The organism is Parachlamydia sp. (assembly GCF_050255895.1).
In the GTDB taxonomy this organism is placed as follows: domain Bacteria; phylum Chlamydiota; class Chlamydiia; order Chlamydiales; family Parachlamydiaceae; genus Parachlamydia; species Parachlamydia acanthamoebae.
In genome coordinates, this window is record NZ_JBFWIR010000056.1 from 1 (window position 1) to 22,201 (window position 22,201).

29 protein-coding genes and 1 tRNA gene are annotated in these 22,201 nt (G+C 39.6%); 9 read left to right on the forward strand and 21 right to left on the reverse strand.

From position 1 onward, the window contains the following. Positions 1-126: 126 nt before the first annotated feature. From AB7E63_RS09940 to AB7E63_RS09995, 12 genes are all read right to left on the reverse strand, one after another. Entirely contained in the window at positions 127-2,616 is a 2,490-nt protein-coding gene (locus tag AB7E63_RS09940; RefSeq protein ID WP_059358621.1) for a type I restriction-modification system subunit M, read from the reverse strand. Continuing rightward, a complete protein-coding gene (locus AB7E63_RS09945; protein WP_059358620.1) occupies positions 2,606-2,836 on the reverse strand; it encodes a helix-turn-helix domain-containing protein in 231 nt (76 codons plus the stop codon). Before AB7E63_RS09945 ends, AB7E63_RS09940 begins: the two co-directional genes overlap by 11 nt. A 93-nt stretch (positions 2,837-2,929) precedes the next feature. Further along, positions 2,930-3,136 carry a hypothetical protein gene (locus AB7E63_RS09950; RefSeq protein WP_059358618.1) on the reverse strand — a complete coding sequence of 69 codons (207 nt, stop codon included), beginning with the start codon at positions 3,134-3,136 and terminating at the stop codon, positions 2,930-2,932. Further along, positions 3,137-3,493, reverse strand: coding sequence for a hypothetical protein (locus AB7E63_RS09955; protein WP_059358616.1), 357 nt, complete (start codon positions 3,491-3,493; stop codon positions 3,137-3,139). It abuts the gene before it with no gap. An 82-nt stretch (positions 3,494-3,575) separates the two neighbouring features. After that, a complete protein-coding gene (locus tag AB7E63_RS09960; RefSeq protein WP_428419394.1) occupies positions 3,576-4,649 on the reverse strand; it encodes a DUF3987 domain-containing protein in 1,074 nt (357 codons plus the stop codon). A gap of 8 nt (positions 4,650-4,657) precedes the next feature. Beyond that, positions 4,658-5,749 carry a DUF3987 domain-containing protein gene (locus tag AB7E63_RS09965; RefSeq protein WP_428419381.1) on the reverse strand — a complete coding sequence of 364 codons (1,092 nt, stop codon included), beginning with the start codon at positions 5,747-5,749 and terminating at the stop codon, positions 4,658-4,660. Next, positions 5,746-6,063, reverse strand: a complete 318-nt coding sequence (locus tag AB7E63_RS09970) for a CHC2 zinc finger domain-containing protein (RefSeq protein ID WP_059358612.1) — start codon at positions 6,061-6,063, stop codon at positions 5,746-5,748. Before AB7E63_RS09970 ends, AB7E63_RS09965 begins: the two co-directional genes overlap by 4 nt. A 2-nt stretch (positions 6,064-6,065) precedes the next feature. Further along, entirely contained in the window at positions 6,066-6,263 is a 198-nt protein-coding gene (locus AB7E63_RS09975; protein ID WP_059358611.1) for a hypothetical protein, read from the reverse strand. An 84-nt stretch (positions 6,264-6,347) separates the two neighbouring features. Continuing rightward, on the reverse strand, positions 6,348-7,064 hold the full coding sequence (locus AB7E63_RS09980; protein ID WP_059358609.1) for a hypothetical protein: 717 nt from the start codon (positions 7,062-7,064) through the stop codon (positions 6,348-6,350). Continuing rightward, on the reverse strand, positions 7,051-7,677 hold the full coding sequence (locus AB7E63_RS09985) for a site-specific integrase (protein ID WP_059358608.1): 627 nt from the start codon (positions 7,675-7,677) through the stop codon (positions 7,051-7,053). Before AB7E63_RS09985 ends, AB7E63_RS09980 begins: the two co-directional genes overlap by 14 nt. A gap of 95 nt (positions 7,678-7,772) precedes the next feature. Then, positions 7,773-8,123 (reverse strand): hypothetical protein, encoded by a 351-nt coding sequence (locus AB7E63_RS09990; RefSeq protein ID WP_059358606.1) that lies wholly within the window; start codon positions 8,121-8,123, stop codon positions 7,773-7,775. 147 nt (positions 8,124-8,270) lie between these two features. Then, positions 8,271-8,328: transfer RNA gene (locus AB7E63_RS09995), tRNA-OTHER, on the reverse strand. A gap of 411 nt (positions 8,329-8,739) precedes the next feature. Between AB7E63_RS09995 and AB7E63_RS10000 the strand changes: the two genes are divergently transcribed. After that, positions 8,740-9,126 (forward strand): RidA family protein, encoded by a 387-nt coding sequence (locus AB7E63_RS10000; protein WP_013925078.1) that lies wholly within the window; start codon positions 8,740-8,742, stop codon positions 9,124-9,126. Here the strand turns inward: AB7E63_RS10000 and AB7E63_RS10005 are convergent. Both AB7E63_RS10005 and AB7E63_RS10010 read right to left on the reverse strand, forming a co-directional pair. Beyond that, on the reverse strand, positions 9,091-9,354 hold the full coding sequence (locus AB7E63_RS10005; protein ID WP_408633524.1) for a GNAT family N-acetyltransferase: 264 nt from the start codon (positions 9,352-9,354) through the stop codon (positions 9,091-9,093). The two genes, AB7E63_RS10000 and AB7E63_RS10005, sit on opposite strands and share 36 nt — an antisense overlap. A 43-nt stretch (positions 9,355-9,397) precedes the next feature. Beyond that, a complete protein-coding gene (locus AB7E63_RS10010; RefSeq protein ID WP_013925080.1) occupies positions 9,398-9,616 on the reverse strand; it encodes a hypothetical protein in 219 nt (72 codons plus the stop codon). A gap of 87 nt (positions 9,617-9,703) precedes the next feature. On the opposite strand from AB7E63_RS10010, the gene zwf reads away from it, so the two are divergent. The 5 genes from zwf to AB7E63_RS10035 all read left to right on the forward strand — a co-directional run bounded on the left by zwf (position 9,704) and on the right by AB7E63_RS10035 (position 14,286). After that, a complete protein-coding gene (zwf, locus tag AB7E63_RS10015) occupies positions 9,704-11,260 on the forward strand; it encodes a glucose-6-phosphate dehydrogenase (protein ID WP_006339785.1) in 1,557 nt (518 codons plus the stop codon). A 15-nt stretch (positions 11,261-11,275) separates the two neighbouring features. Continuing rightward, on the forward strand, positions 11,276-12,376 hold the full coding sequence (locus AB7E63_RS10020; RefSeq protein WP_013925081.1) for a glucose-6-phosphate dehydrogenase assembly protein OpcA: 1,101 nt from the start codon (positions 11,276-11,278) through the stop codon (positions 12,374-12,376). A 9-nt stretch (positions 12,377-12,385) separates the two neighbouring features. After that, positions 12,386-13,153: a 6-phosphogluconolactonase gene (gene pgl / locus AB7E63_RS10025; RefSeq protein ID WP_013925082.1), complete on the forward strand. Its 768-nt coding sequence runs from the start codon at positions 12,386-12,388 to the stop codon at positions 13,151-13,153. A gap of 79 nt (positions 13,154-13,232) precedes the next feature. After that, the gene (locus tag AB7E63_RS10030; protein WP_428419387.1) at positions 13,233-13,577 is read left to right on the forward strand and encodes a hypothetical protein; all 345 of its coding nucleotides are present in this window, start codon (positions 13,233-13,235) and stop codon (positions 13,575-13,577) included. 337 nt (positions 13,578-13,914) lie between these two features. Then, the gene (locus AB7E63_RS10035) at positions 13,915-14,286 is read left to right on the forward strand and encodes a hypothetical protein (protein WP_013925084.1); all 372 of its coding nucleotides are present in this window, start codon (positions 13,915-13,917) and stop codon (positions 14,284-14,286) included. On the opposite strand, the gene hemW is transcribed toward AB7E63_RS10035, so the two are convergent. From hemW to AB7E63_RS10050, 3 genes are all read right to left on the reverse strand, one after another. Further along, the gene (gene hemW, locus AB7E63_RS10040; protein ID WP_013925085.1) at positions 14,283-15,455 is read right to left on the reverse strand and encodes a radical SAM family heme chaperone HemW; all 1,173 of its coding nucleotides are present in this window, start codon (positions 15,453-15,455) and stop codon (positions 14,283-14,285) included. The genes AB7E63_RS10035 and hemW overlap by 4 nt on opposite strands. Positions 15,456-15,492: 37 nt before the next feature. Further along, positions 15,493-15,984 (reverse strand): hypothetical protein, encoded by a 492-nt coding sequence (locus AB7E63_RS10045; protein ID WP_036745799.1) that lies wholly within the window; start codon positions 15,982-15,984, stop codon positions 15,493-15,495. Between the two features lie 286 nt (positions 15,985-16,270). Further along, the gene (locus AB7E63_RS10050) at positions 16,271-16,987 is read right to left on the reverse strand and encodes an SAM-dependent methyltransferase (protein WP_006339800.1); all 717 of its coding nucleotides are present in this window, start codon (positions 16,985-16,987) and stop codon (positions 16,271-16,273) included. A gap of 205 nt (positions 16,988-17,192) precedes the next feature. Between AB7E63_RS10050 and AB7E63_RS10055 the strand changes: the two genes are divergently transcribed. The 3 genes from AB7E63_RS10055 to AB7E63_RS10065 all read left to right on the forward strand — a co-directional run bounded on the left by AB7E63_RS10055 (position 17,193) and on the right by AB7E63_RS10065 (position 18,606). Beyond that, positions 17,193-17,870, forward strand: coding sequence for a hypothetical protein (locus AB7E63_RS10055; protein WP_226987332.1), 678 nt, complete (start codon positions 17,193-17,195; stop codon positions 17,868-17,870). A 153-nt stretch (positions 17,871-18,023) separates the two neighbouring features. Beyond that, the gene (locus AB7E63_RS10060) at positions 18,024-18,203 is read left to right on the forward strand and encodes a hypothetical protein (protein WP_013925087.1); all 180 of its coding nucleotides are present in this window, start codon (positions 18,024-18,026) and stop codon (positions 18,201-18,203) included. Beyond that, positions 18,169-18,606, forward strand: coding sequence for a hypothetical protein (locus AB7E63_RS10065; protein ID WP_152618825.1), 438 nt, complete (start codon positions 18,169-18,171; stop codon positions 18,604-18,606). The genes AB7E63_RS10060 and AB7E63_RS10065 overlap by 35 nt, the downstream gene beginning before the upstream one ends. Positions 18,607-18,638: 32 nt before the next feature. Here AB7E63_RS10065 and holA read toward each other — a convergent pair whose 3' ends face one another. The 4 genes from holA to AB7E63_RS10085 all read right to left on the reverse strand — a co-directional run. Further along, on the reverse strand, positions 18,639-19,664 hold the full coding sequence (gene holA, locus AB7E63_RS10070; protein ID WP_006339803.1) for a DNA polymerase III subunit delta: 1,026 nt from the start codon (positions 19,662-19,664) through the stop codon (positions 18,639-18,641). Positions 19,665-19,723: 59 nt separating this feature from the next. Continuing rightward, entirely contained in the window at positions 19,724-20,416 is a 693-nt protein-coding gene (locus AB7E63_RS10075; RefSeq protein ID WP_006339809.1) for a hypothetical protein, read from the reverse strand. After that, positions 20,379-21,044 (reverse strand): HAD family hydrolase, encoded by a 666-nt coding sequence (locus AB7E63_RS10080; RefSeq protein ID WP_006339810.1) that lies wholly within the window; start codon positions 21,042-21,044, stop codon positions 20,379-20,381. The genes AB7E63_RS10075 and AB7E63_RS10080 overlap by 38 nt, the downstream gene beginning before the upstream one ends. Further along, positions 21,041-22,201 (reverse strand): N-acetylneuraminate synthase family protein (locus AB7E63_RS10085; RefSeq protein ID WP_428419392.1); only part of this gene is annotated, 1,161 nt, incomplete at its 5' end. The genes AB7E63_RS10085 and AB7E63_RS10080, both read right to left, overlap by 4 nt.

Below are 22,201 nucleotides of genomic sequence, written 5' to 3' on the forward strand. Positions count from 1 at the left end.
ATTGGTTCGGACTCACTCCACGTACACCCTTCACTTCAGCGAGTGCCTGCTGTGCTTTCATTAGCTTTTTTAGAATGGGCTTTGTTTCTAATTCAATCTTCAGCGGTAGACTTGGAATTGAATAACTCATGAAACAACTCCTTCCGACTTGGATGCCACAGCTTCCCAATCAAATCCCATCCTTCTCAAATGGTTCTCGACTTTAAGCTTATAGCTTTCTACCTCTTGCTCAATAGTAGGAAGAGGGGTTGCATAACGTTCAGCTAATTCATTAATTCTGCCGGATAAAAACTGTGAGACACGATTCATTTCAGTCTGAATATCATTGGACAATGCTGTTAACCACTTATCCTCAATCACCAGAGTTTTTATTTCATCTTCGGTAAGTTTTCCGTATTGAGCGGCAACTCTAATCATAAGTTCATCTTGAGCATTACTCAATTTCTTCTTTGCAACGGTCTCTTTTTCAATTAAATCAAGATAGTTAGAGAGAACATTGCGCTCATCCTCGGCATCGGGGTCTCGTTTGATCATGGCAAGTCGAGCTTTGAGGCTTACCTTTGTCACCTTATCTTTTTCGTTCTTAGCGTCTATTAGAAGCCCTTCTTCTCCACCCTGTTCCTCATCCAATTCTTCCATTTGCTGGACAATGGTATTACAATCCATTTCGAGTTGCTCAAGGTGTCTTTGCTCTTCAAAGAAATAGCGGGCAATTACAAGAGAGGGAGGAATAAAATCAGCCTTGTATTTTTGCTTGCCAATGACCAGGTCTGCTTTTTCCTTATTTTTCTTATCCTTATCTTCAACAATCAATCTAAGCTTATTGGCGCCGCGCCATCCATCGCTTACAATCATGTAAACGTCGTCTTGCATCGTTTCAGCCCAATTGGTCATCAAATGTTGATAGACGTCGTAGGGGTCTAATAAACTTGCCTTTTGGAAAACTTCGAGCAGGCTCTCAGAAAGTTTTTTGATCAGGATTTTCGGATGGTCACTATTGGCGATATTTCTCAATCGGAGAATGTTGTGCTCCTTCCATTGGAGGAATAAAGCAGTAACACTCCTGCTAAAATTAACAAATTCCTCATGCCCAAAAATTATTGAGTTAATATCTTCGAGTGTAATTTTGAGCTGATTGTAGCCAGATCGGTTGGCAGGTGAGAAAAGAACTTCTCGCAAACTTGGGAACACTTTCCAGTATTGCTCTAGGCTATTGATGTCACGATCAGGAATTCCTCCTTTTAAATGCCCTTCTATGTCCTGTAAATCCTCCGGTTCCGTGCTGTCAATATAACGAGGAATATTGAGGTTGTAACCATTTGCTTCGATTTCGAGAAAAGGGACAAGTCGCGAATATTTGGTGATGTCTAGCTGATTGTTAAACGTATCTACAATTTTATGAATATCCTGATCGCGTAGTCGGTTTTTGTTGTCGTCTTTTATGAATCCCTTGCTTGCATCGATCATAAAAATGCCGTCGCGTGTGTCAGCATGTTCCTTGTCGAGAATGATGATACAAGCGGGAATGCCAGTTCCATAAAATAGGTTAGCAGGGAGTCCAATGATTCCTTTCACAAACCCTCGCTTAATCAATTGCTCTCGAATTGCGGCTTCAGCATTTCCACGAAATAGAACACCGTGGGGAAGAATGATCGCTCCCTTACCCGTGCTCTTTAATGACGCTAGAACATGGAGCAAAAAGGCATAGTCACCGTTTTTAGTCGGTGGAATACCATAGTTAAAACGATTGTAAGTATCGTTGTAAGGGTCGAAACCATGACTCCACGCCTTAGTGGAGAAAGGGGGATTAGAAACTACAAAATCGAATGTCTTTAATGCGCCATTTGGTTGCTTGAAATAGGGGCTTGATAGAACGTTATCTTTCCAGATTTCTGCCGTAGGACAGTGGTGTAAAATCATGTTCATTTTGGCAAGAGCGGCAGTCGCATTGTCGTTTTCTTGACCATATAGGGCAAGATCTAAGCCTGTATTTGATCGAGCTTCATCATGTGCCTTAAGAAGAAGAGACCCAGATCCGCAAGTAGGGTCATAAATCGTTTGATCAGCACTTTTTGCCGCATTGATTCCAATGACTTTTGCCATTATGCGTGATACTTCAGCTGGAGTATAGAATTGCCCTTTGCTTTTGCCGGATTCAGTTGCAAAGTGACGCATGAGATATTCATATGCATCACCTAAAATGTCGTCTCCATCAGCTCTATTATTGCGAAAGTCTAAGTCAGGCTTGTTGAAAGTAGCGATAAGTTCGGAAAGACGATCGACCATCTCCTTTCCTTTACCAAGTTTATCAGCATCATTAAAGTCTGCTACGTCAATAACTCCTTTTAGTTCATTTACTTCAGCAAGTTTACCGATAATTTTGTTTAGTTTGTCTCCAATTTCTTTATCGCCTTGGAGTGCAATCATATCAGCAAAGCTACCGCCTGGGGGAACCTCAATAAGAGCGTCTTTTTGTCCTGCATATCTGTCAGAGACATATTTGACGAACAGCAAGACTAGGACATAGTCTTTATATTGGGATGCATCCATGCCACCGCGCAATTGATCGCAGCTTTTCCATAAAGAGCTATAGAGTTCGGATTTCTTAATTGCCATTTTCAGCACCTACAAGGTCTTTTAATTTTTCTGTTTTCTTACACAAAAGGTCTATCTGCTTTTTTGCTAATTTTGAGGGTTTCGTTTGTCCATTTTCCCATCGGTTTACGCTTGTAAAACTGACACCCAATTTGTGAGCTAACTCCTCTTGGCTAAGTCCTAGTTGTTGGCGGATAGATTTGATGCGCTTGGAATAATCATCGGGTTCTTGGTTGTTCATACCTAAGCTCTCTAAAATAGATTGGTGATTAAATGACATATCATATAGCACGTGCTATATCACAAGCAAGAGAAGATTTGTTAAATCGTCAGCCTATATTTCAGCGACGTCGCGCTCAATTTTTAGATAATCCAGATATTGAACTTTTGTGATCATTTCTACTAGATAGGAAAGGCGTACGGACTCAGAAGCTGTAATACGCTCTGTATATAATTTTTTAAATAGGTAGATTTTCTCTAAAGATTCATCGGAGAAGGCTGGATATTGCTTCTTTAATTTTAAAAATAGTTTTTTACTCACCTAATCTTCCTCATAGGGTTCAAATAATAAAGATTCATTTTCTCGAAACTTTAAGACATAATTTAAAATATCATTCGCAGCTGCTCGCCTGACAGCCGGAGGGTTTTGAGAATCTAAAAGCTCGGTAAGAGTGTCAGCAGCTCTTTTGGATTCAATTTTCAATTGCTCAATCGATTGCGTCCCAATTGCACGCCGCATTTTCCAAAGCTCTCTTTTGAACTGTGGATTCTTCATCCATTGATAGAATGTTTGTTTGCTAATCCCAGCTTCAGTACAAGCTTTTTCAATATTAAGCTGGTTGCAAAAAATGGGTAGTGCCGTTCTTTGCTTTGGCGATAAAACGTCATTATTCGTCATCTTTCGTCAACCTCCTTTAAGTTGAATGTGAAATAATAGAAAACCCTGTAAACACCAAGGTTCAAAAGGTCCAAAAGGGGGCTTATGAACCTTTTGCACCCTCCTTCTCGTCAAAAAATTTTTCGTGAAGCCAATATTTGACGGTGGATCTTCCTCCGGTTTTTATTGGTGTTGCACGAAGACAGTCTTTTTCGATCAATAATTCAATAACTTCTCTAACTTCTTCTGGGTCGGTCAATCCAGTCCAATGTTTGCCATGATATACATCTCTAGCAGTAAATGGATTTGGGATTTCTTCATTTCTTACTCTACGAACAAGATCTTGAGCTGCTTTTAGAACCGCATTTGCACTGCTATTATAAATGCGACATGCATGGCTTTCAAAATAGTCCAACCATAATAAAGCAGTCCTTAGAGACTTAATTGAAATGGATTGAGGATAAAGACTCAAAAGAGCTTGGTTGAGATGCTCAATAATCAGACAGAGACTAGGGAGAAGCTTTTTGTATTTAGATAAATGGGCTTCCAAGTAGGGAGGAAGCTTGCCTGATCGAATTTTGTTTTCAAAAGTTTGTTGCCATTGATCAAAGTGTGCCTGAGCTTCAGAGGTGAATGATAAAATGACTGGATTTTTATCCTGATCGAATTCTAATCGATCTAAATGATCGAAAATTTTCTGAACAGGCTCTTCCAATTCAGAAATAGAGATTCCCTCAACTAGTTCCCAAGTGGTATTAGGTTCAGGACAAACAATCGCCTGGAATCTTTGAATAAGTCCATTATCGCCTGATCCACCTCGAACAGTATCACGAATATATTTGGATAAAGGTCCGGGCTGTATGCTTCCAAATATAGACAAGCAAAGCGCGGGTACAAACAACGACCCCCTGCCGATCCGATCCACGTCATAATCACCTTTACCACTCCAACTTTCTAAGTAAAACTCTCGGTCATTTTCGTGTCCGTGTTTTTCAAAACTATGAAACCATCCGGCAAGCTCATCACGGTACAAAAGAAGACCTTGAGGATTGTCGATAAGAAGCTCAGTCAACTTTTCTATAGTTGCATCTTGAGTTTTATACCTTTTTCTTTTGGGTTCCTGTGGAGGATCTTCTTCATGAAAGTGGATATTGGCTTGATCTTTATGGTTTTTGATAGCTTCTTTTAATTCCCTTTTGTACTCATCTTCTCTGACTTTTTTTTAATTTGGCAGATTTCACACTCCTTTTGATACTTCTTTATGATTTGTTCAAAATGAGCTTTGGCTCTATTGGCAAGAACAACTAAAAAATGAAATGCAGCATTCATAGCTGGACTTTTCATCATCGCTGGACGTCCAACACACATTCCCCAGAGGTTTGCAAATTCTATCCAGCGACTACCCGGTCTTAATTCTAATCCACGTTTTCGGCCGATTAAGCTTCCAACACTAACTAAAAAAGGCGTGATAGCATAGTCTTCTGAAATTTGCATTTGCATCGAAACACCTTGCGTCCAGTGAACAATCGGATCTGCTAGCGTATGCAGGGGGCAGGGCAAGGTTTGAAAGGATATTTCTTCGAGAGGCTGAGGGTCTGACTCGAAAATGGGATATTCCATTTCATTAGAAAAAAATACATCTGCCTCAATGAGATTTGAAGTTGAATACTCTAAAAATGCCTTTTGTAATTCAGTAGAATTTGGCTTTTGGATTGTGTTGAAGCCGTTCCAATCTTGAGGACAAGAAAGATGTAGCTTTAACCAATCGACAAGGTCCTCACCCTTTTTCATATTCTGAAACTTACAGACAACTACTTTTGAATCAGGACATGCCTTTTGAATTTCTTTGAAAACAGCCGACATGTACCTATGTCCAGGATCATCGTTGTCCGGAACAAGCACAAATTCCTGAATATGGCGATATCTTGCAAGGATGGACCAATCTGCTTTTTCAACGTTGCTAGACCCCATCATTGAGGTAATAGCGACTAAATCAAGAGTGTGTGCAGCGGATGCACATTTTTCTCCTTCTAAAATATAAGCTCTTGTTACAGAATGGTTGGTCGAAAGCGTGTTAATGCCGTATAGGGGAGAAGGAGTTGTCGCTCCTTCTTCCCATTCTTGATTTTTAAAAGAATATTGGCGGAACCATTTCTTTGTTGGTTTATCAGGGTCTTGATATCTCGCAACCAATGAAATATCATTTCCTTGCTCATTTTTGTAAAACCAGTAATAGACCAGATTTTTCTTTTCCACTATTTTGGGAGGCTCATTCATAAGCGCCCCCATTCTTTGCAAAGTCTTTGACAAGCTTCCAAAAAGGTTATTTCATATTTTTTTTGCGTATAAGCAATGACATCTCCGCCACTGGCACCAAACGAAAAGCACTTGAAAGCTCCATTTAAGGAGCAAATGAAGAAGCTCCCTGCTTTTTGATCATTATGAAAGGGACAAAGCCCTCCTGATTTCCATTCACCTTTTTTTCTAGTCTCGAGGTCATGTCCTTCGTAATTATAAAAATCGATTGGATCTATTAATTCTTTTAGTCTCGATGTATTGATTGGTCGATGCTGTTCCCTTAAGTACTTCATGATTATTTCCTCACTTGGCTTTCAATCCATCGTTCGAATAGGTCGCGCCTTAAATAAAGACGTTTGCCGATTTTTCGAATGGCATTTTCAAGCCCATTGCGATGCCGCAGCATTAAATAATGCCTTAGTTGCCCTAAAGAAAATGGATAGCGAGAATCTTCAGAGATTTGCTGAATACTTAAGTACTCATGATCATTCATAGACACCTCCCAGTGCTGGTTGAATTGGGTAAATGTCTATATGCTAAAATGAGATGGTTTTTTGACTTGTGTTGAACAAATAAGCTATTTGTTCAACACAGATAAGTCTTTATCTAACAGTAGTTTAAGTGGGGATGGAAATTCTTGAAAAATGCTCCTGTGTTTTTCTCTTTTGTACCAAATACTCCTGATAGCTTCATAAGAAAGAGAGATCCCTACCGATTCAAGAGCAAGCTTCATCGCATCGCAGCGAGAATTCTCTTTTCCATACATCAGATCGGGATTTCTAGTGATAGGCAAATGCGTGTCATACACAGAATTTAAGAGTATTACAATATGGAAATCACGAAATAGTTTTTCATGAGAATGTCTCCCTCGTTGCCTTTTCGGCATGGTCTTTTCGTCCATCTCGATAAGAAACGATTGAAGTTCAATTGGAATCGGATCCTTTTGTTGTTGCAATCTTGCTGCAAGCTCCTTTGCTGCCATCCACGCAGATATTTTGGTTTTGGCTGCTACCAGTAACTCTTTTACATGTTCACCCGTAAATCGAATTTTAACATAAGGATCTTCCCAAGGAGGTGCGGGACGACCAAAAAAGGTATGCATTGCATAACAATATTCCAGTCCGATAGGTAATATTTTGCAGCAGCGTCCACTTTGCGAAATTAATTCTATTCCCGACAAAAACATGAAATATATTTTTGATAAAGTCATACCATCTAAACCTGCAAATGCGCCTCGAAGAGCAAAAGAAAAGTAGTTTTTTACTTCTTCAAACACAGGGTCATTTGTTCGCATATGCTTCTCCTTTGAAAAGTCTTTGCTCAATATGTTCCCCAATGAAGCGAGTGGCGTTGGCATCAAGATGAGTGTAGTGATCGGTCATACTTGCTGAAGAATGTCCTAATTGAGAACGTAGCTGTAATCCACTTGCACCAGCTTTGGCTCCCATAGAACAGTAATGATGGCGTAAGCCGTGAAAAACAAAGTTCCCAATTTCGGCTGATTGAAGAGCTGCATTCCAAGACTTTTTTATATCGACCTGACCGAAGGCTGTTTTGCTTGCAAAAACCAGGTTTTTTCTTGGATCACGACGACTTTTTATTTTTTCTAGTTCATCGATTACACATCCAACCAATCCCACACGTCTTGGATGTCCATTCTTTGAGTCTTTTATGTGTGCAATATGGATATCAAACTCAATATCATCCCACGTAAGATTGAGAATTTCGCTTTTCCGCGCGCCTGTTGTTAAGGCAATTAACACTATGCAGTACAAATAAGGACTTTTACTTTTTCGACAGGCCATCAAAAGGCGTATTTCTTCATCTTCATGAAGAGTTCTTCGAATTTTGGGATTGGTCTTCAATTTCAAAAGATTGAGGCAAGGATTTTCGTCTATCCAGCGCATGTTTTTGCAAGCATAACGAAACGCACCGCTGAGAGTTGAAAAGTATCGGTTTATGGTAGCTGGATTGAGTGTCTTTCCACGTTTATTAGGTTCACTTAACTTCTTTCTCTCAGCAATAAGAAGTTCGGGAGTAATATAAGTAAGAGCGTATTTCCAATTTTTTCTTTAAAATAGTTTAGTTGAAAAATTGTATCATCAGCAGCTTTATGATGACCAACGACACCATCTTGAATATAAAGATCAATGAGCTCAGCTACAGTTTTTTCTTTATTTTTGGCAAAGTTGTACTTGCCTTTCTTGATCTCGGTCTCAGTTTCCTTCGCCCAATCTTCAGCTGCTTTTTTACGATCGAAATGATCCGAAACTGTGGGATAATTTTTAATTCTGATGACAGCTCGCCAAACTTTGGTGCCGTCTTTATTTGTACGTTGATAGATGGATGCCATCTTAAACCTCTTGTTAGTTTTGGTTTAAGCGGCTGGCTGTGCCAAGTTATTATTTTACTGCACCGTCATTGCACCGCGAGCAGTGAATTTAGCTTAATTAAAGTTTTTAATACAAGCCAAATCACTCTCAGACAGGTGTATAAGAATTGCCCAAAGCCGGAGTCGAACCGACGACCTTCACATTACGAATGCGGCTCCTCTGGGCAATGTCAAGTCATCTCACAGCAGCTGACACGAGAGCAGAATAACTCATCTTTTCTTAATAATCTATCGCCTTTTGAGGTGACTTAAATTGTTTTGTCGACCCTATTTGATCCACGATTGGTCCATGGAATCCCAATCTTTCCTTTTGCACAATATATGCTCATTTAGGCATGGATTCTGAAATTAAATTTTCAAGATTATCAAAAGAGTCTCTAAGCGAACGGATAATTTATGATAGTTTTGCCTAGTCCGGCAAGTTTTCCCCAAGCTGAATCTGAGTGAATGGAAAGCAAAATGTTTCATTAAAATATGTTGAAAACGAAATCCGAGAACCTTTAAAACACTTTTTTCAACTTATCCGTGCAAGATGAGTGAGAATTCAAGCACATACACATTAACAAAGATGGTCACAATGCTTAAAGAAGTCATTCAAGTCCCGCATTTGTTCTCATATTCACAATATGGTTTTGAACAGTGTATTGCTTTTAATAATCTTCTCTTCATTACGGGGCAAGCCGGGATCGATAAAGATGGCCATGTAATTGCTGATGATATCGAAACTCAAACAGAAATTGCATTTAAGAATATAGAATATGCTCTAAAAGCAGGCGGGTCTAGTTTGGATCAAATTCTATCCATGACTTGCTATATCGTTGATATTCAAAAAAATGGATCCGGATTTTGGACTATGCGTAAAAAAATCATGCCCACATCTGCTTACACAAGCGCAACAATTGGGATTTCGGGTTTAGCGATGCCTAAACTACTCATCGAAGTCCAATGTATTGCAGCACGTTAAAGAAGTGATAACGCGCCATAAGCAACAAATCGCAATGCTTCCCATTTTGAATTGCAGCATACTTTTTTTGCCTTCGATCTCAAAGCCACAAGACTGGTATAAACTAATCGCTTTTTGATTGTCGCTAAAAACATCCAATTCAACTCGAACCAACTTTAACCAATTATCTGCTAAATCAAGCAATAGCTCCAGGATTTTACGCCAATTCTTGCGAGTGATAGCGTGAATCTACGGTTGAAGCCAATATAGAGGTCTGCACCATATGTGATTTTTATTCACGTGCAATCCACCCCATTCCCACGACTTGAGCTGGTTCGGCTTGCGGCTTTGCAACAACAACATGATCGCGCTCAGCCAAATTTTTTAAAAATGCCTCTGCCGCCATTTCTCGCTCAGTTAAAAGGCCCAGAATATGCTCTCGCATCCCCTCCATTGATCTTATGCGATTAATAGCTGCGGCATCTTCTGAGCGAATCACTAAATTATCCATAAAATCCTGTTCTCTTGGAAATCCGAATCGTGTAATCTGCCGAAATAGATATGATATAGGATAGACTTTTAAACAAGTGAAATCAAGATGAATACTTCTTCGCAAACGCCATTTAAGAATCCACTAGAAGAATCCACCCGTTCAACAAAAACAGCAGATCCCTGCATTTTGGTAATTTTTGGAGCTACAGGAGATCTAACGGCGCGAAAATTATTACCCGCTCTCTATAATTTGGAACGTGAAAACCAGCTTCCCTCCCATTTCGCCTGCGTTGGATTTGCCCGTAGAGAAAAAACACATGCTCAATTCCGCGATGAAATGCATGAGGCTGTTAATAAATATTCGCGTGTCAAACCAGTTGACGAGAACATATGGAATAGTTTCAGTGAGCAAATTTTTTATCACCAATCCGAGTTTGATGACGATGCTGGTTATGATCAATTAAGAGAATTCTTAAAAACCCTTGATACCCAATTTGGAACTAAAGGAAACCGGGTTTTTTATCTTTCCACGCAACCCAGCTTTTTCCCAATGATTGTTGAAAAGTTGCGTCAACATCAACTCATTTATGAAGAAAATCATCCTTCCGGAATGTGGTCGCGCATCATCATTGAAAAACCGTTTGGACACGACCTTAATTCTGCGCTTGTTCTCCAACAAGAGCTTACCAAAAACCTATCCGAAAATCAGATCTACCGCATTGATCACTATCTTGGCAAAGAAACTGTTCAAAATTTACTCGTATTTCGCTTTTCAAATCCCATTTTTGAAGCGCTTTGGAATAATCGTCATATTGATCATGTGCAAATCACTGTGGCTGAAGAAATTGGGATTGGTACGCGCGGGCATTTCTTTGAAGAAGCTGGAATGTTGCGAGACATTATTCAAAATCATATGATGCAATTGCTCTCTCTTGTCGCAATGGAACCCCCCACAAGTCTTAAAGCAGATGCCATCCGCAGTGAAAAAGTGAAGGTCCTCGAATCGATTCGTCCTTTCCCCATGGATAACTACAATCAATATATCGTGCGCGGACAATATGGCAAAGGCTACATTAATGGCCAAGAAGTTCCGGAATACCGAAAAGAAAACAACGTTTCGCCCACTTCCAAAGTAGAAACCTATGTAGGCATGGAATTGTTTATCGATAACTGGCGTTGGGCTGGTGTTCCTTTTTACTTGAGAGCAGGGAAAAGACTCCCAAAAAGGGCCACAGAAATTGCAATCACCTTTAATCGAGCCCCTGGATTTTTATTTAAGGGCCAAGGAAAGGAAATCGATCAAAACGTCCTAGTCATTCGCATTCAGCCTGATGAAGGGATTTCGCTTAAAATGAACTGCAAAGTTCCAGGCCTTAATAATCAGCTTCAACCTGTTAAAATGGATTTCCGGTATTGGTCCTACTTTGGTTCAACTCCTCCTGAAGCTTATGAACGTTTAATTTGCGATTGCATGGCGGGAGACAACACATTATTTGCACGAGCTGATGAAGTACTCGCTTCTTGGAGACTTTTCACACCGATTCTCGAGCAATGGCAAGCACACGATGTTGACAATTTCCCTAATTATGAATCAGGAATGTGGGGTCCCCACGAAGCAGACCTTCTCATTGAAAGAGAGGGAAGAAAATGGCGTTTGATTTAGCAAAAAGGTCTTTTCATGCACATACTCGATCATGTTCCAGTCGCCTCAATTGAAACCGAATTGGCAAATTTGTGGGAATCGCAGGGGGAAAAAAATAAAATTAAAGCTTGTTTGTTTAATCTTGTCATCTACACACAAGATGCTCGACGCATTCCATTTTTCGATGAGATCGTCCACTCTTTTATTGAAAAATATCCTTGTCGCGTCATTTTCATCCAAGGAAACCAGCAAGAAAAAGATGCCGCTATTAATGTAAAAGTCTCAAATGTGATTTTACAAGATGGCAACACACTCATCGGATGCGATCAAATTATCCTAGAAGCTGGAATCAACCAGATTCATCGAATTCCTTTTATTATTTTACCTTTGTTTGTTCCCGATTTACCGATTTATCTGCTTTGGGGAGAAAATCCTGCGACAGAAACCAAAATTCTTCCATACATTCTAGAATTTGCGAACAAACTTATTTTCGATTCTGAATGGACTGAAGATTTGCAAAACTTTAGCAAAAAAGTTCTTACGCAAATTGACCGTTTAAAAATAGAGGTAACAGATTTTAATTGGGCGACCTTGCGAGGATGGCGCTGTGTCCTCTCTCAAACATTTGACACACCTGATAAAATCGATATTCTTAATAAAGGTGCGGTCCTATACATCTCTTATAATAGCAAAAAAACAGAGTTCCTTTTACATAACGAAATTAACGCCTTGTATTTACAAGCCTGGCTAGCTGCTCAGCTTGGATGGAGTATTGAATCTGCGGACTGTGATATCCAAAATCGACATCTGAAATATTCGTATCAAAAACATCCGATTGAGGTGAAGTTGATCCCTGAAGAACATGACGATTCTTCACCGGGAGATATCCTTTCTATCGAAATTTACACAAAAGAGGGTTGCTCTATCGAGATTGCTAAGAAAAAAGATCTTTCTCAAGTTTATGTTCATATGGCCACCCCAGAAAAATGTGAGCTTCCTTTTACTATCTCGCTCCCTAACTTACAACGTGGATTTAACTTTATTAAGGAAGTTTTCTATCACTCGGCAAATGAGCATTATCACAATATGCTCTTAATGCTTTCAAAAACACGCTGGAATACTTATCCAAAAGACTAAGAGGAAATAATGGTTGAATTTTTTTGGGAAAAAGAGATTTTGGGATTTGATGAACGAAGGGATTTGATCATTCCAGGCAATCACGAACAAACCTTGGATTTTTGCACAGAACATTTTATCACGCTTGCAGAACACGCGATTCAAACCAAAGGCTTTTTTAATGTTGCCTTATCGGGAGGATCCACTCCCGGTGCTTTATTTAAACGCCTAGCTAAACCTGAAAATCGGCCTAGAGTTAAATGGGAAAACGTTAGACTTTTTTGGAGTGATGAGCGTTCGGTTCCCCCATCTAATCCTGAAAGTAACTATCACATGGCCATGGAATCAGGATTTAAAGTTCTCCCTTTAAAAGTAGAGCACATTTTTCGCATGCATGCGGAAGATCATATCGAGCAAAACGCATTAGCCTATGAAAATTTAATTCTAAAATATGTACCCAACCATGCTCTGGATTTAGTCATGTTAGGAATGGGTGAAGATGGACATACAGCCTCTTTATTTCCTAAAACACATGCTTTGCATGCCCCTGAACGTTTAGTGGTGGCAAATTTCGTCCCTCAAAAAAACACCTGGCGTATGACATTCACTTTCGAATGCATCAACGCAGCTTCAGCAATTGTCATTTATGTTTTAGGAAAAGGCAAAAAAGAGATGCTAAAACATGTGTTAACTGCACCTTACGATCCTGATAATCTACCTGCTCAACGGATTGGAGTCCCAGCACATAAGGCTTTGTGGATAGCTGATAACGAAGCATTACCTGAATACCCATTTTAGAACTATTAAAAAGGCTTTTCTTAAAAAATAGGTTGTTTTAGAGTTATTGATCATCAATAATTCACAAAAGGGAAATAATATGAATCTATATACCCAGTTTTTAAGTTCAAATTCTTCAGAAATAACAAAACTTTGGGAAAGTACCTGTGGAGACACGATAAAGATAGATAAGAATACTTTAAGTAAACTTAATCTAATCATTGCCAAATTAGGATTTGCCGTGCAAGCAGACCCTGAAACAGAAGATAAGCAAAAGTTTAAGCTTCGAGAAAGAATTAAAGAATTAAATCTTGATGAAGAAAGCTGTAAAAAAATTCACAAATACAAAAGCCATTTAAGTAAAATGGCCTTTCATTTTGCAAGAAAAGCTACTCATGGCAATCCAAATGCCACCTATACACCTTTTAACCGGCCAACTTACTAATCATCACTTCCAACGATTTCTGCAACGACAATGTCAAAAGTTCTTGCTTTTCAGAAAGCACTCTTCTAGCAGAAATTCAGATTAAATTTTGTATAGTCCAAGCATGGAGTGGGTTAAAGCTCCATGCCGGCTTGGAATCCTCCTAAGTTCACGCCTATTTTTTAGCACTTCCTTACCTTTGAAATTCCCGATAACTTTCCTACATGGCGTGTCTAAGAAAAAGCTCCGTCGATCACTAACCGCACTACCGAACCTGAATATCCATACAAAAAGCCTTGAATTTATAAAGCCATCACCTTAGTGTACTTCGAGACAAAAACCTTACAAAGGATTGAACATGCACTTTCAAAGCGGTTTACATGGAGAATTTTTATTTGCAAATTCTGCAGATATTATAGGCCTATGGGAAAAAACATGTGGGGCTAAAAGGAACAAATCTAAGGTTTTAATTTCGCCTGAAATTTTAAGAAAGCTTAATTTGATTCTCATAAAAAAAGGGATTGCTGCACATGTAGATTTGAACGCATATGCGAATCAGTGCCTGAAGCTGAATAAAGAAATAAAAAAGTTAAATCTCTCACAGGAGGAAATGGATAGGTTTAACAATTACGCCTTAGAGTTAATTAGAAAAGCCTATCACTTTGCAAAACACAGACTTCTTGGTGCTCAAGAAGAGACCCCTCTAAGCCAACCAAAACCTCTCTATTAATCTTCACATCCCACAATTTCTGCTGCGACTGTGTCATAAAAGTTCTTACCCTTTTCAGAAAGGATTAACACATGGTTATCTTCTAGAAGAAATTCAGATTGGATTAAAGCCCGAACTGTTTCATGCATGGAGTGTGTTAAAGCTCCATGTCGGTTTTGAAATTCTTCTAGGTTCACACCCTTCATCAAACGTAATTCAACAGCCAACAACTCTCGCAGATGCTCTTCATACCCAAGTTTTTCGCGAAAATCAACAGGAGACTCATCCTTTCGCAATTTTTCGACATACCTTCCTAGATGCGCTATATTTCGAAAACGCTCTTCTTCCCAATAGCTAAATGCGGAAGGTCCCAATCCCAAAAAGGGACGAGCCGTCCAATAACCTACATTATGCCGTGAGTAACAGGCATCGCGAGCAAAAGCGGATATTTCATACCGCTTCAAACCGTGTAATTCAAGCTGTTCAATCCCATATGTCAACATCGTAAAGCTAGTTTCGGGGTCTGGAACCACCTTTTTAAGCTGCTCTTGTTGTTTATAAAACTTTGTATGAGGCTCTATGGTCAAATTATAAAAAGAAAGGTGTGTGATGGGGAGTTTGACGACTTGTTGCAGTGTATGAACCCATTGATCAAAGGTTTGACAAGGAATGTCATACATCAAATCAACTGAAATATTCCGAATACCTGCCGTTGCAATTTCTTCTACAGCTTGGTAAGCTCTTTCGGAAGTATGTGTGCGATGTAAAATCTTTAATAAGGCTGGATCAAAAGTTTGAATACCTAAACTAACGCGATTAATTCCGGCGTTTGCATACCCTTTCATCAAGGGGGTATTCACATTTTCAGGATTTGCTTCTAAAGAGATTTCAGCATATGAATGCAAAACTCCCTCCTTTTCAATCCAAGATAGAATCTTCGCAATGGATTCTATGCCTAGCAATGAAGGAGTGCCACCCCCAAAATAAATCGAGATGACTTCACACCCAGAAAGTAATGGAAGAATTTTTTTCCATTCAAGCTCGAGACCTTCCATTAACTGTTGTTTAAAGGGATCTTTATCAGGCAAAACATAAAAATGACAATAGTCACATTTTTGCGAGCAGAAGGGGATATGAAAATAAAGGCTGATTTGTTTTTTAGAAACGGGCATGCTTAAAAATACGGGCAAGGAGAGCTCGGCTCTCCAAAATCAAAAGTAAAATTTATCACCAGTCGTCAGCATCGGGATCAATAATGCCCCCTCTTCTCCAACGATTGCGATCGCTAAAATAGGATTCATCATCTTCGTCAGATTCAGTCGCACTTCCTCGATCGTCTTCTTCATGGTTGTCATCAGTGTGCTCAGTTTCATCTCTCTCTTCAATAACAGAACTCTCAACTTCACTTGCTTCAGTTTCCATATCAAATCCGGTGTCGTGCAAGCCTGCCGCAGTATCTCCCATATCAATATCGGGAATCGTTGGCATATCCGTGTAAGCTCCGCGGTTCATGGGGCGTTTAGGAGTAATATACTCTTCACTTTCACCACTTTCCTTGAGAAACTGCAAGCGTTCTTTTTCTTCTTCAAGCTTAGCCTTCACATTTTCAATTTCTTCTTTATGCTTTTCAACGTCTTTTTTTGGAACCAATCCCAGCTTAAGCCACTGTTCAAGGTCGCTAAGCTCCACTTCAAGTTTTTTAAGTCGTTCGCTTTTGATGTGTCTCATTTCTTTCTCTTTATGTTTTTCAAAATAGAGCCATCGCTCTGCTAGCAATAGCCAGTTTTTCCATGAAGCCCAGCCTTGCTCCCATTATTCATATAGGAACAAGTGGTTTTTTTCAAGCAATTTCTTCTAGTTCATTGATTGCAAATATGATTTGTTACCAATGACTTAGAATTAAAAACACTTAATTTGTAAAAAATTCCTTACTGCAAAAATGCTCTCTTAAATGCATTCTGGGAAGCAAAGCTAAAATTATTTGCTAAAAGAATTAATTAACAACTTAGACATTCCCGTGCAACAAAAAAACAACATTTTTTTTAGCAAGGTTTGGCAAAGGCATCTTTTTCCAACTGCGAATAGGTTGGGTTACGATCCCTTGACTTGGTAAGGTTAAGTCCCAAGCCGCACAAAGAAGAGTGGAATCTTGAAGAGTATTCAATAACGTTTCCAAGGTATGTTGATTACGATGTGGAGCGTCCATGAAAATTTGAGTTGCATTTGTACGAATGGAGTTATTCTCAAACTCTTTTACTTTCTTTTCTCGATCTCCAGGCTCTTTAGGAACATAGCCATGAAAAGAAAAAGACTGCCCGGGAAGTCCAGAAAGAATTAAAGCCATCACAAAAGCGGAAGGCCCAGTAAAAGTTTGAATTGAAATACCTAATTGACGAGCGCGTCGAACTAAAAGGTAACCAGGATCAGCAATGCATGGAAGACCAGCATCAGATACAAGCCCCCATCTCTCCCCTTTACGAATCGGTTCTAAGAGAAAATCGCAATCTTCATCAGGTGTATTTTTATTTAATAAGGCAATTGGAATTTCACGAGCTGGTCGCTTTGTTTGAAATCGCCCTAGGTAACGACGCCCTGCTTTTTCACTTTCTGCAATTAATCCATCGATGGATTCTACAGCTTGATCAACGCTAGCTGGTAAAAAGAACTGATGCTGAGGCAATTCCCCAAGCAGATTAGGTAAAAGAAGCAAAGCAGGAGACATAAATTTGTACACTTTAAATATTTAAATTCGCTGAAAGCTTAGTCAAAATTCAGATAAATTGCAACTGTTATATCATTAAGGTCCTCTAAATCAATTCCCAGCTTCGCTGTCTCGTCTCTTTTAAACAAAAAACCAAACGATTATAGAGAAAAATATCTCCCTCGATTACCTGTAAACATCATAGATTTTTTACTGGAGCTTCTTCATGAATGACGTAAGTGATATAATGAATAGTTTAATGAATAGCCCGAGAGATATTCTTATCTCTTCTAAAATTATCAGTGACAAAGATAAAAATCACAACCCAGAGAAACACCTGCCCTCAATAGCGATAGCCGTCGGTGTTCTAGCTCAAATGCAATTTAGTTGTCTTATTGGGATGGAACAAGTCTATGTGAAAGCATTTTTAGGTGAAAGCTATGCTTCGGTTGTACGTCATGTGAGAGAACATCCTGATGGATTTATAACTGATAAAAGTATGGAATCATTACGCCCTATTGTTAATGGCTATAAAAAAGCTGTAGAAAAACGCTATTGCTTGATAGAAAAATGCCGTCCCTTAATTACATTTATCCAAGAATGCCCCTTTTGCTTGGTAGTAGACGACAGGTCCTTTCAATCTGAAGCCTACAATTTCAGATTTGCTAAGCAAATTGTGATAACAGAACATCAAAGCATGGAAAGTTTACTAAGAGATGAAGAACTATTGGATATGGCCCAGGAAAAGCTGTTTCGCTTATCCGATATGGAAGAAGAGACTTTACCTATTATTGCCATATCAAAAACGGCTTGGGAAATTTTGCAGCGTGTTCAAGCCACATATACCCAACCTCAAGAAGCTTTAAAAACCAAATCTAACAAAAAAGTATGCTTATTACAATAAAAGAGAAAAGGGAAACGAACGGGATAATCTCAAGTGACTCTTTAAGCTTTTGTAAAATTTTAATTCACCTAAAAAAAACGGCTCTCGTAACATAGAATTACTTTGCATATCTTGCAAAAAGGAAAATGAAATTCACGCCATAAAGGAATTCACATGAAAAAGTTTAGCCTGATTCGTTTTATTGCTTTTCTAATGCTAGTCAGTTCTTTGTATTCACAAGAAGACCCCTCATCAAATGAGGGCCTTGCCATTTTTATCGATTTAATCGAAAGCTCAGATGGATCGGGGATTGCTATTGTTGCACCACGTTACCTATCAATTGATTCGCTCTGAAGCCCCTAGTGGACTTTACATTGGCACATATGAAAAAAAATTCTATCAAGACAGTGGCTTTACGTTTTTGATTACGCGCAACAATTTTTGGTACTACAAATCGAGAAATGTCGCGGAATTTTTAGAACAAGAAGGACTCGAACACCGGGTCTTCTTTCATAACCCCATTTACACTCAGCAAGAGGGATCGAACATCCAATGTGAGGGAGACATTTTCGTGCCCAACAAAGGGATTGGACGTTTTTATTTGCTGCAGTTCATTCCGAATCAAATTTCATACCAGGCTGTATATCTAATTTATTGCTGTTTTGAGCCAGAAAATTACGACACAGCTAAAGAGGAATTTGAAAAAGTGTCTAGGCTTATTTATAGGGCTTCACGCGGTCAAATTTTATATCCTTGAAAAAAAATCAAAGGGAGGTCCGTGATCTCCCTTTAGCAAGTCAATTTAATAAAAAGTCTTTCTGCCAAGCAAGCAGTATCTGAACCACTATTTTTGGCAAGAAGCTCTGTCTCATCGATCAGCATCATTCCTTTTTTAAAACGCTCTAAACCATAAGCGCGAGCCATGCTTAAATTTTTTTCCAAAATAGCCCCTTTCATATAAGGAAACTGGGCGGCCATATCTGCAGGGCTTCCGCCGGCAGCATGAATCGAGCATAATTGATATTTTGTCTGAAACTGTGAGCGTATTTGACGCAATAGAATTAAAAAAGGAGTTCCTTCATCAAGCAAAGCCAAGCCAATACGAATCACACTTTTGATATCTCGTTGAAAAATTGCATCTCCAAGCTGCCAAATCGTTTCAGATGGCACATTCGCACAAATGGCTTGAATATCCTGCGTAGTGATGCTTGTACGGTTTCCCACATAACAGCATAGCTTTTCAAGCTCCTGATGTAACATCGATCGATTTGTTCCGACCTGCTTGACTAAAAGTTGTGCGGCACTGCTATCCATGGATTTCCCTTCAACGCGTGCATCTGCAATGACTTGCTCGATCAAATATTTTTCAAGCTCCCAAGGTTTTTTTTCCTCTACATCAAAAATAACGCCGGCTTTCTCCATTTTTTTATAGAGCTGAGTGGTCCGATTAAAAGTCGCTGCAGAGCAAACTAAACAAAGTTGTGCGGAAGGATGGAGACAGTATTCTTCTAAGTATTCCCGCTGAGGCTTTTTTAAAGCATCCAGATGCTGAATCAACACAACTCGACGTGAGGCAAACATGTCACCCGTATTCAATTCTTCTTTTAATTCTTGGATAGGCAGAGATTCAGCTTCTTTTTGGACAAAAGCATAGGGAGAAGACATCTGGCCGCCTAAAACTTCCTTGCGCAAAAGATTCTCTGCTTTTTGTCTTTCAAAATCATCGGGTGTGATAAGCAAATAAATCGGAGAAAAATGTTGAGGGGCCGAATGACGCACGTGTTTTTCAAAAGCTTGAAAGTTTGTGTATTTCATGATGCGGTCCTTTGCCAACAAAAGGGAAAATTATAGCGGAAAGCTGTTTTTTTGGGTGATTAAATCTGCTGAAGCAAGGAATAGGTAAAAGGAACAAAAGAAAGGGCGGGCTTTAATATGAACGCATGCAACTGATCAGCTTCGATCCAAAGACAGGATGAATATTCAGGAGTAGGCGCTATTTCTGCATGTGAATATTGAGGATCCAAGTGAATGTGTAGACAAACTTCATAGTCCCCCGAATATTTGTCGCGCATCAAAATCCAAGGAGCAATGGAACTTACCTCATGTTCTTGTAAGCGAACCTCTTCTTCTAGCTCAATTAAAATTTGCTTTTGAAGATCAATACAATTCCCATTCACCGCACCAAGATCGACTCCTCCAGCGGGAGCGAATTCATAATGCCCAGGATATAAAGTCACACCTTCAGAACGCTTGCCAAATAAAAACTGGTTTCTCCACTGAGTAATACCAGTCACTCCCAAAACATAGATGGGTAAAAATTCTTTTAAAGCTGGATCCCGCAGCCTGGCGAGATAAGTCTTATATTCAATAAATTGACCCGTTAATGTTTGTTCATGAAAAGAAAGCACACAGAAAATTTTCCCATTGAAAATAGGGCGCGTTAGACTTTCCTTCTCCCAGATTAAATCAATCGCTTTTATCACATCCCTAGACAAGTTTTTTTCAAAAGATGTTTGAACAATCTCAATTTTAAAATGTGTGCTCAGCTGAATAATCTGATAATTCATCATATCTTTTTAAACGTTGGTAGATTTCTTTCCAGTTCCCAGCAATCTGAGGTTTTTGTTGGCGAAGATCGATTTGAATAACAGCCAAATCCGCTGCTAAGGCCGCTTTTACTCCATTTTCTGAATCTTCTATAACACAAATATGAGGTTTTTCACACCCTGCTAAAAGAACAGCTTTTTCATAGATTTCTGGATCAGGCTTTCCCTTGATCAGGTGATCTCCTGCGCAAACAAACGCAAACCAATCGTCCATTCCGTGAGATTTTAAAAAGGCATCCGCTAATGTTTTTTTGGCGGCCGTCACTAAACCTAAATTGACACCTTGTCTCCTTAAATTCAAGAGGGTTTCTTTTGCATAAGGAGCGAGAGGGGTTTCTTTTGCGTACCCATCTAGCAAGATTTGCTCATAAGCTTGAAGTAATTGCTCCACGGGTTCTTGCAAAGCATATATTTGTTTTAAAATGCGCACAACTTCAGGAATGGTCGGGCCATTGAGGCGCTGAAACTCGTCTACATTCCCCTCTTTTCCATATCGCGCCAAGAAGGTCTGATAAAAATGATACAAAAGTGGGATGCTATCCGCTAACGTTCCATCCAGATCCACAAAAAGCATTTTTAAGGTTGTCACTCCCAGTCTCCATATTGAATGCCTTCCCCTTCAGACAAAGAACGAGTGGCTTTTTTTCCTTCCACCCGGAAGATAAATTTTGGATGAATACCTGGCTTCTGATTACCTGGACGAAGGATATCTATATTCTTCCCCTCTTCAAAAATACCCCCCTTTTTAATCGGAGCAATCGCTTGCAATCCGCGTCTGGCAAATAAACGCAATTCCGATTCGACGGCATTTTCTGTTTTAAATCCTGTTCCGAGCATTTTTTCACCCTCCCGAATCGTTTTAATCATTTCCTTGAGCTCTTCTGGAAGAAGAGCATAAGCATGATCTGGACCTGGTAGATGGCGATCGAGTGTAAAATGCTTTTCAATGGCTGTTGCACCTAGCGCGACAGCAGCTAAAGGCGCATAAAGAGGATGTAAACTATGGTCTGATAATCCAACAGACACCCGGAAACGGGCTTTCATCCAGGCAATCGCCCTCAAGTTCAAACTATCTGGCGGTGCGGGATATGCTGCCGTGCATTGCAGAAGTGTTAATTCTTTTCCTCCATATGCCTTGAAGGTTTTCACAGCCCATGCGATCTCTGCCTCTGTAGAAGCTCCGGTGGAAAGAAAAAGGGGTTTTCCAGACTGAGCCGCCAGTTCCAATAAGCGTGGATGATTCAACTCATAAGAAGCAATCTTATGCCGCTTCACAAAAGGATCTATGAAAAGAAAATCCTGCTTAGAAAAAGGAGTCGACATAAATTCAACCCCCCATTTTTGACATGTCTTTGCCAGCTCTTCTAGCATTTCATAGGGCATTTCTAAATTTTCTAAGAGAGAATACACATCCTCATGAAATCCAGAACTTTCCAAGTACCCGATTTGTCCCGCATTTTTCACATACAAATTTTGAGCGCGATAAGTTTGAAATTTAACAGCATCGGCTCCCGCCTCTGCAGCTGCGGCAATGAGTGCTTTTCCCATTTCAAGGTCTTTAGCTGGCGAACCCACTCTCCAATTAGACCCAGCTTCTGCAATAACAAATACTTTAGAAGAGGCTTCTGACTTTGAAAGCTCGACTAAATAGCGGATAATCGGACTTTTCTGTCCAGAATCTTCCAAATGCTTGTCTGTGTGCCCGATTTCCTGATATCCCGCTTTTACGAACATCTGTTGGGAAGC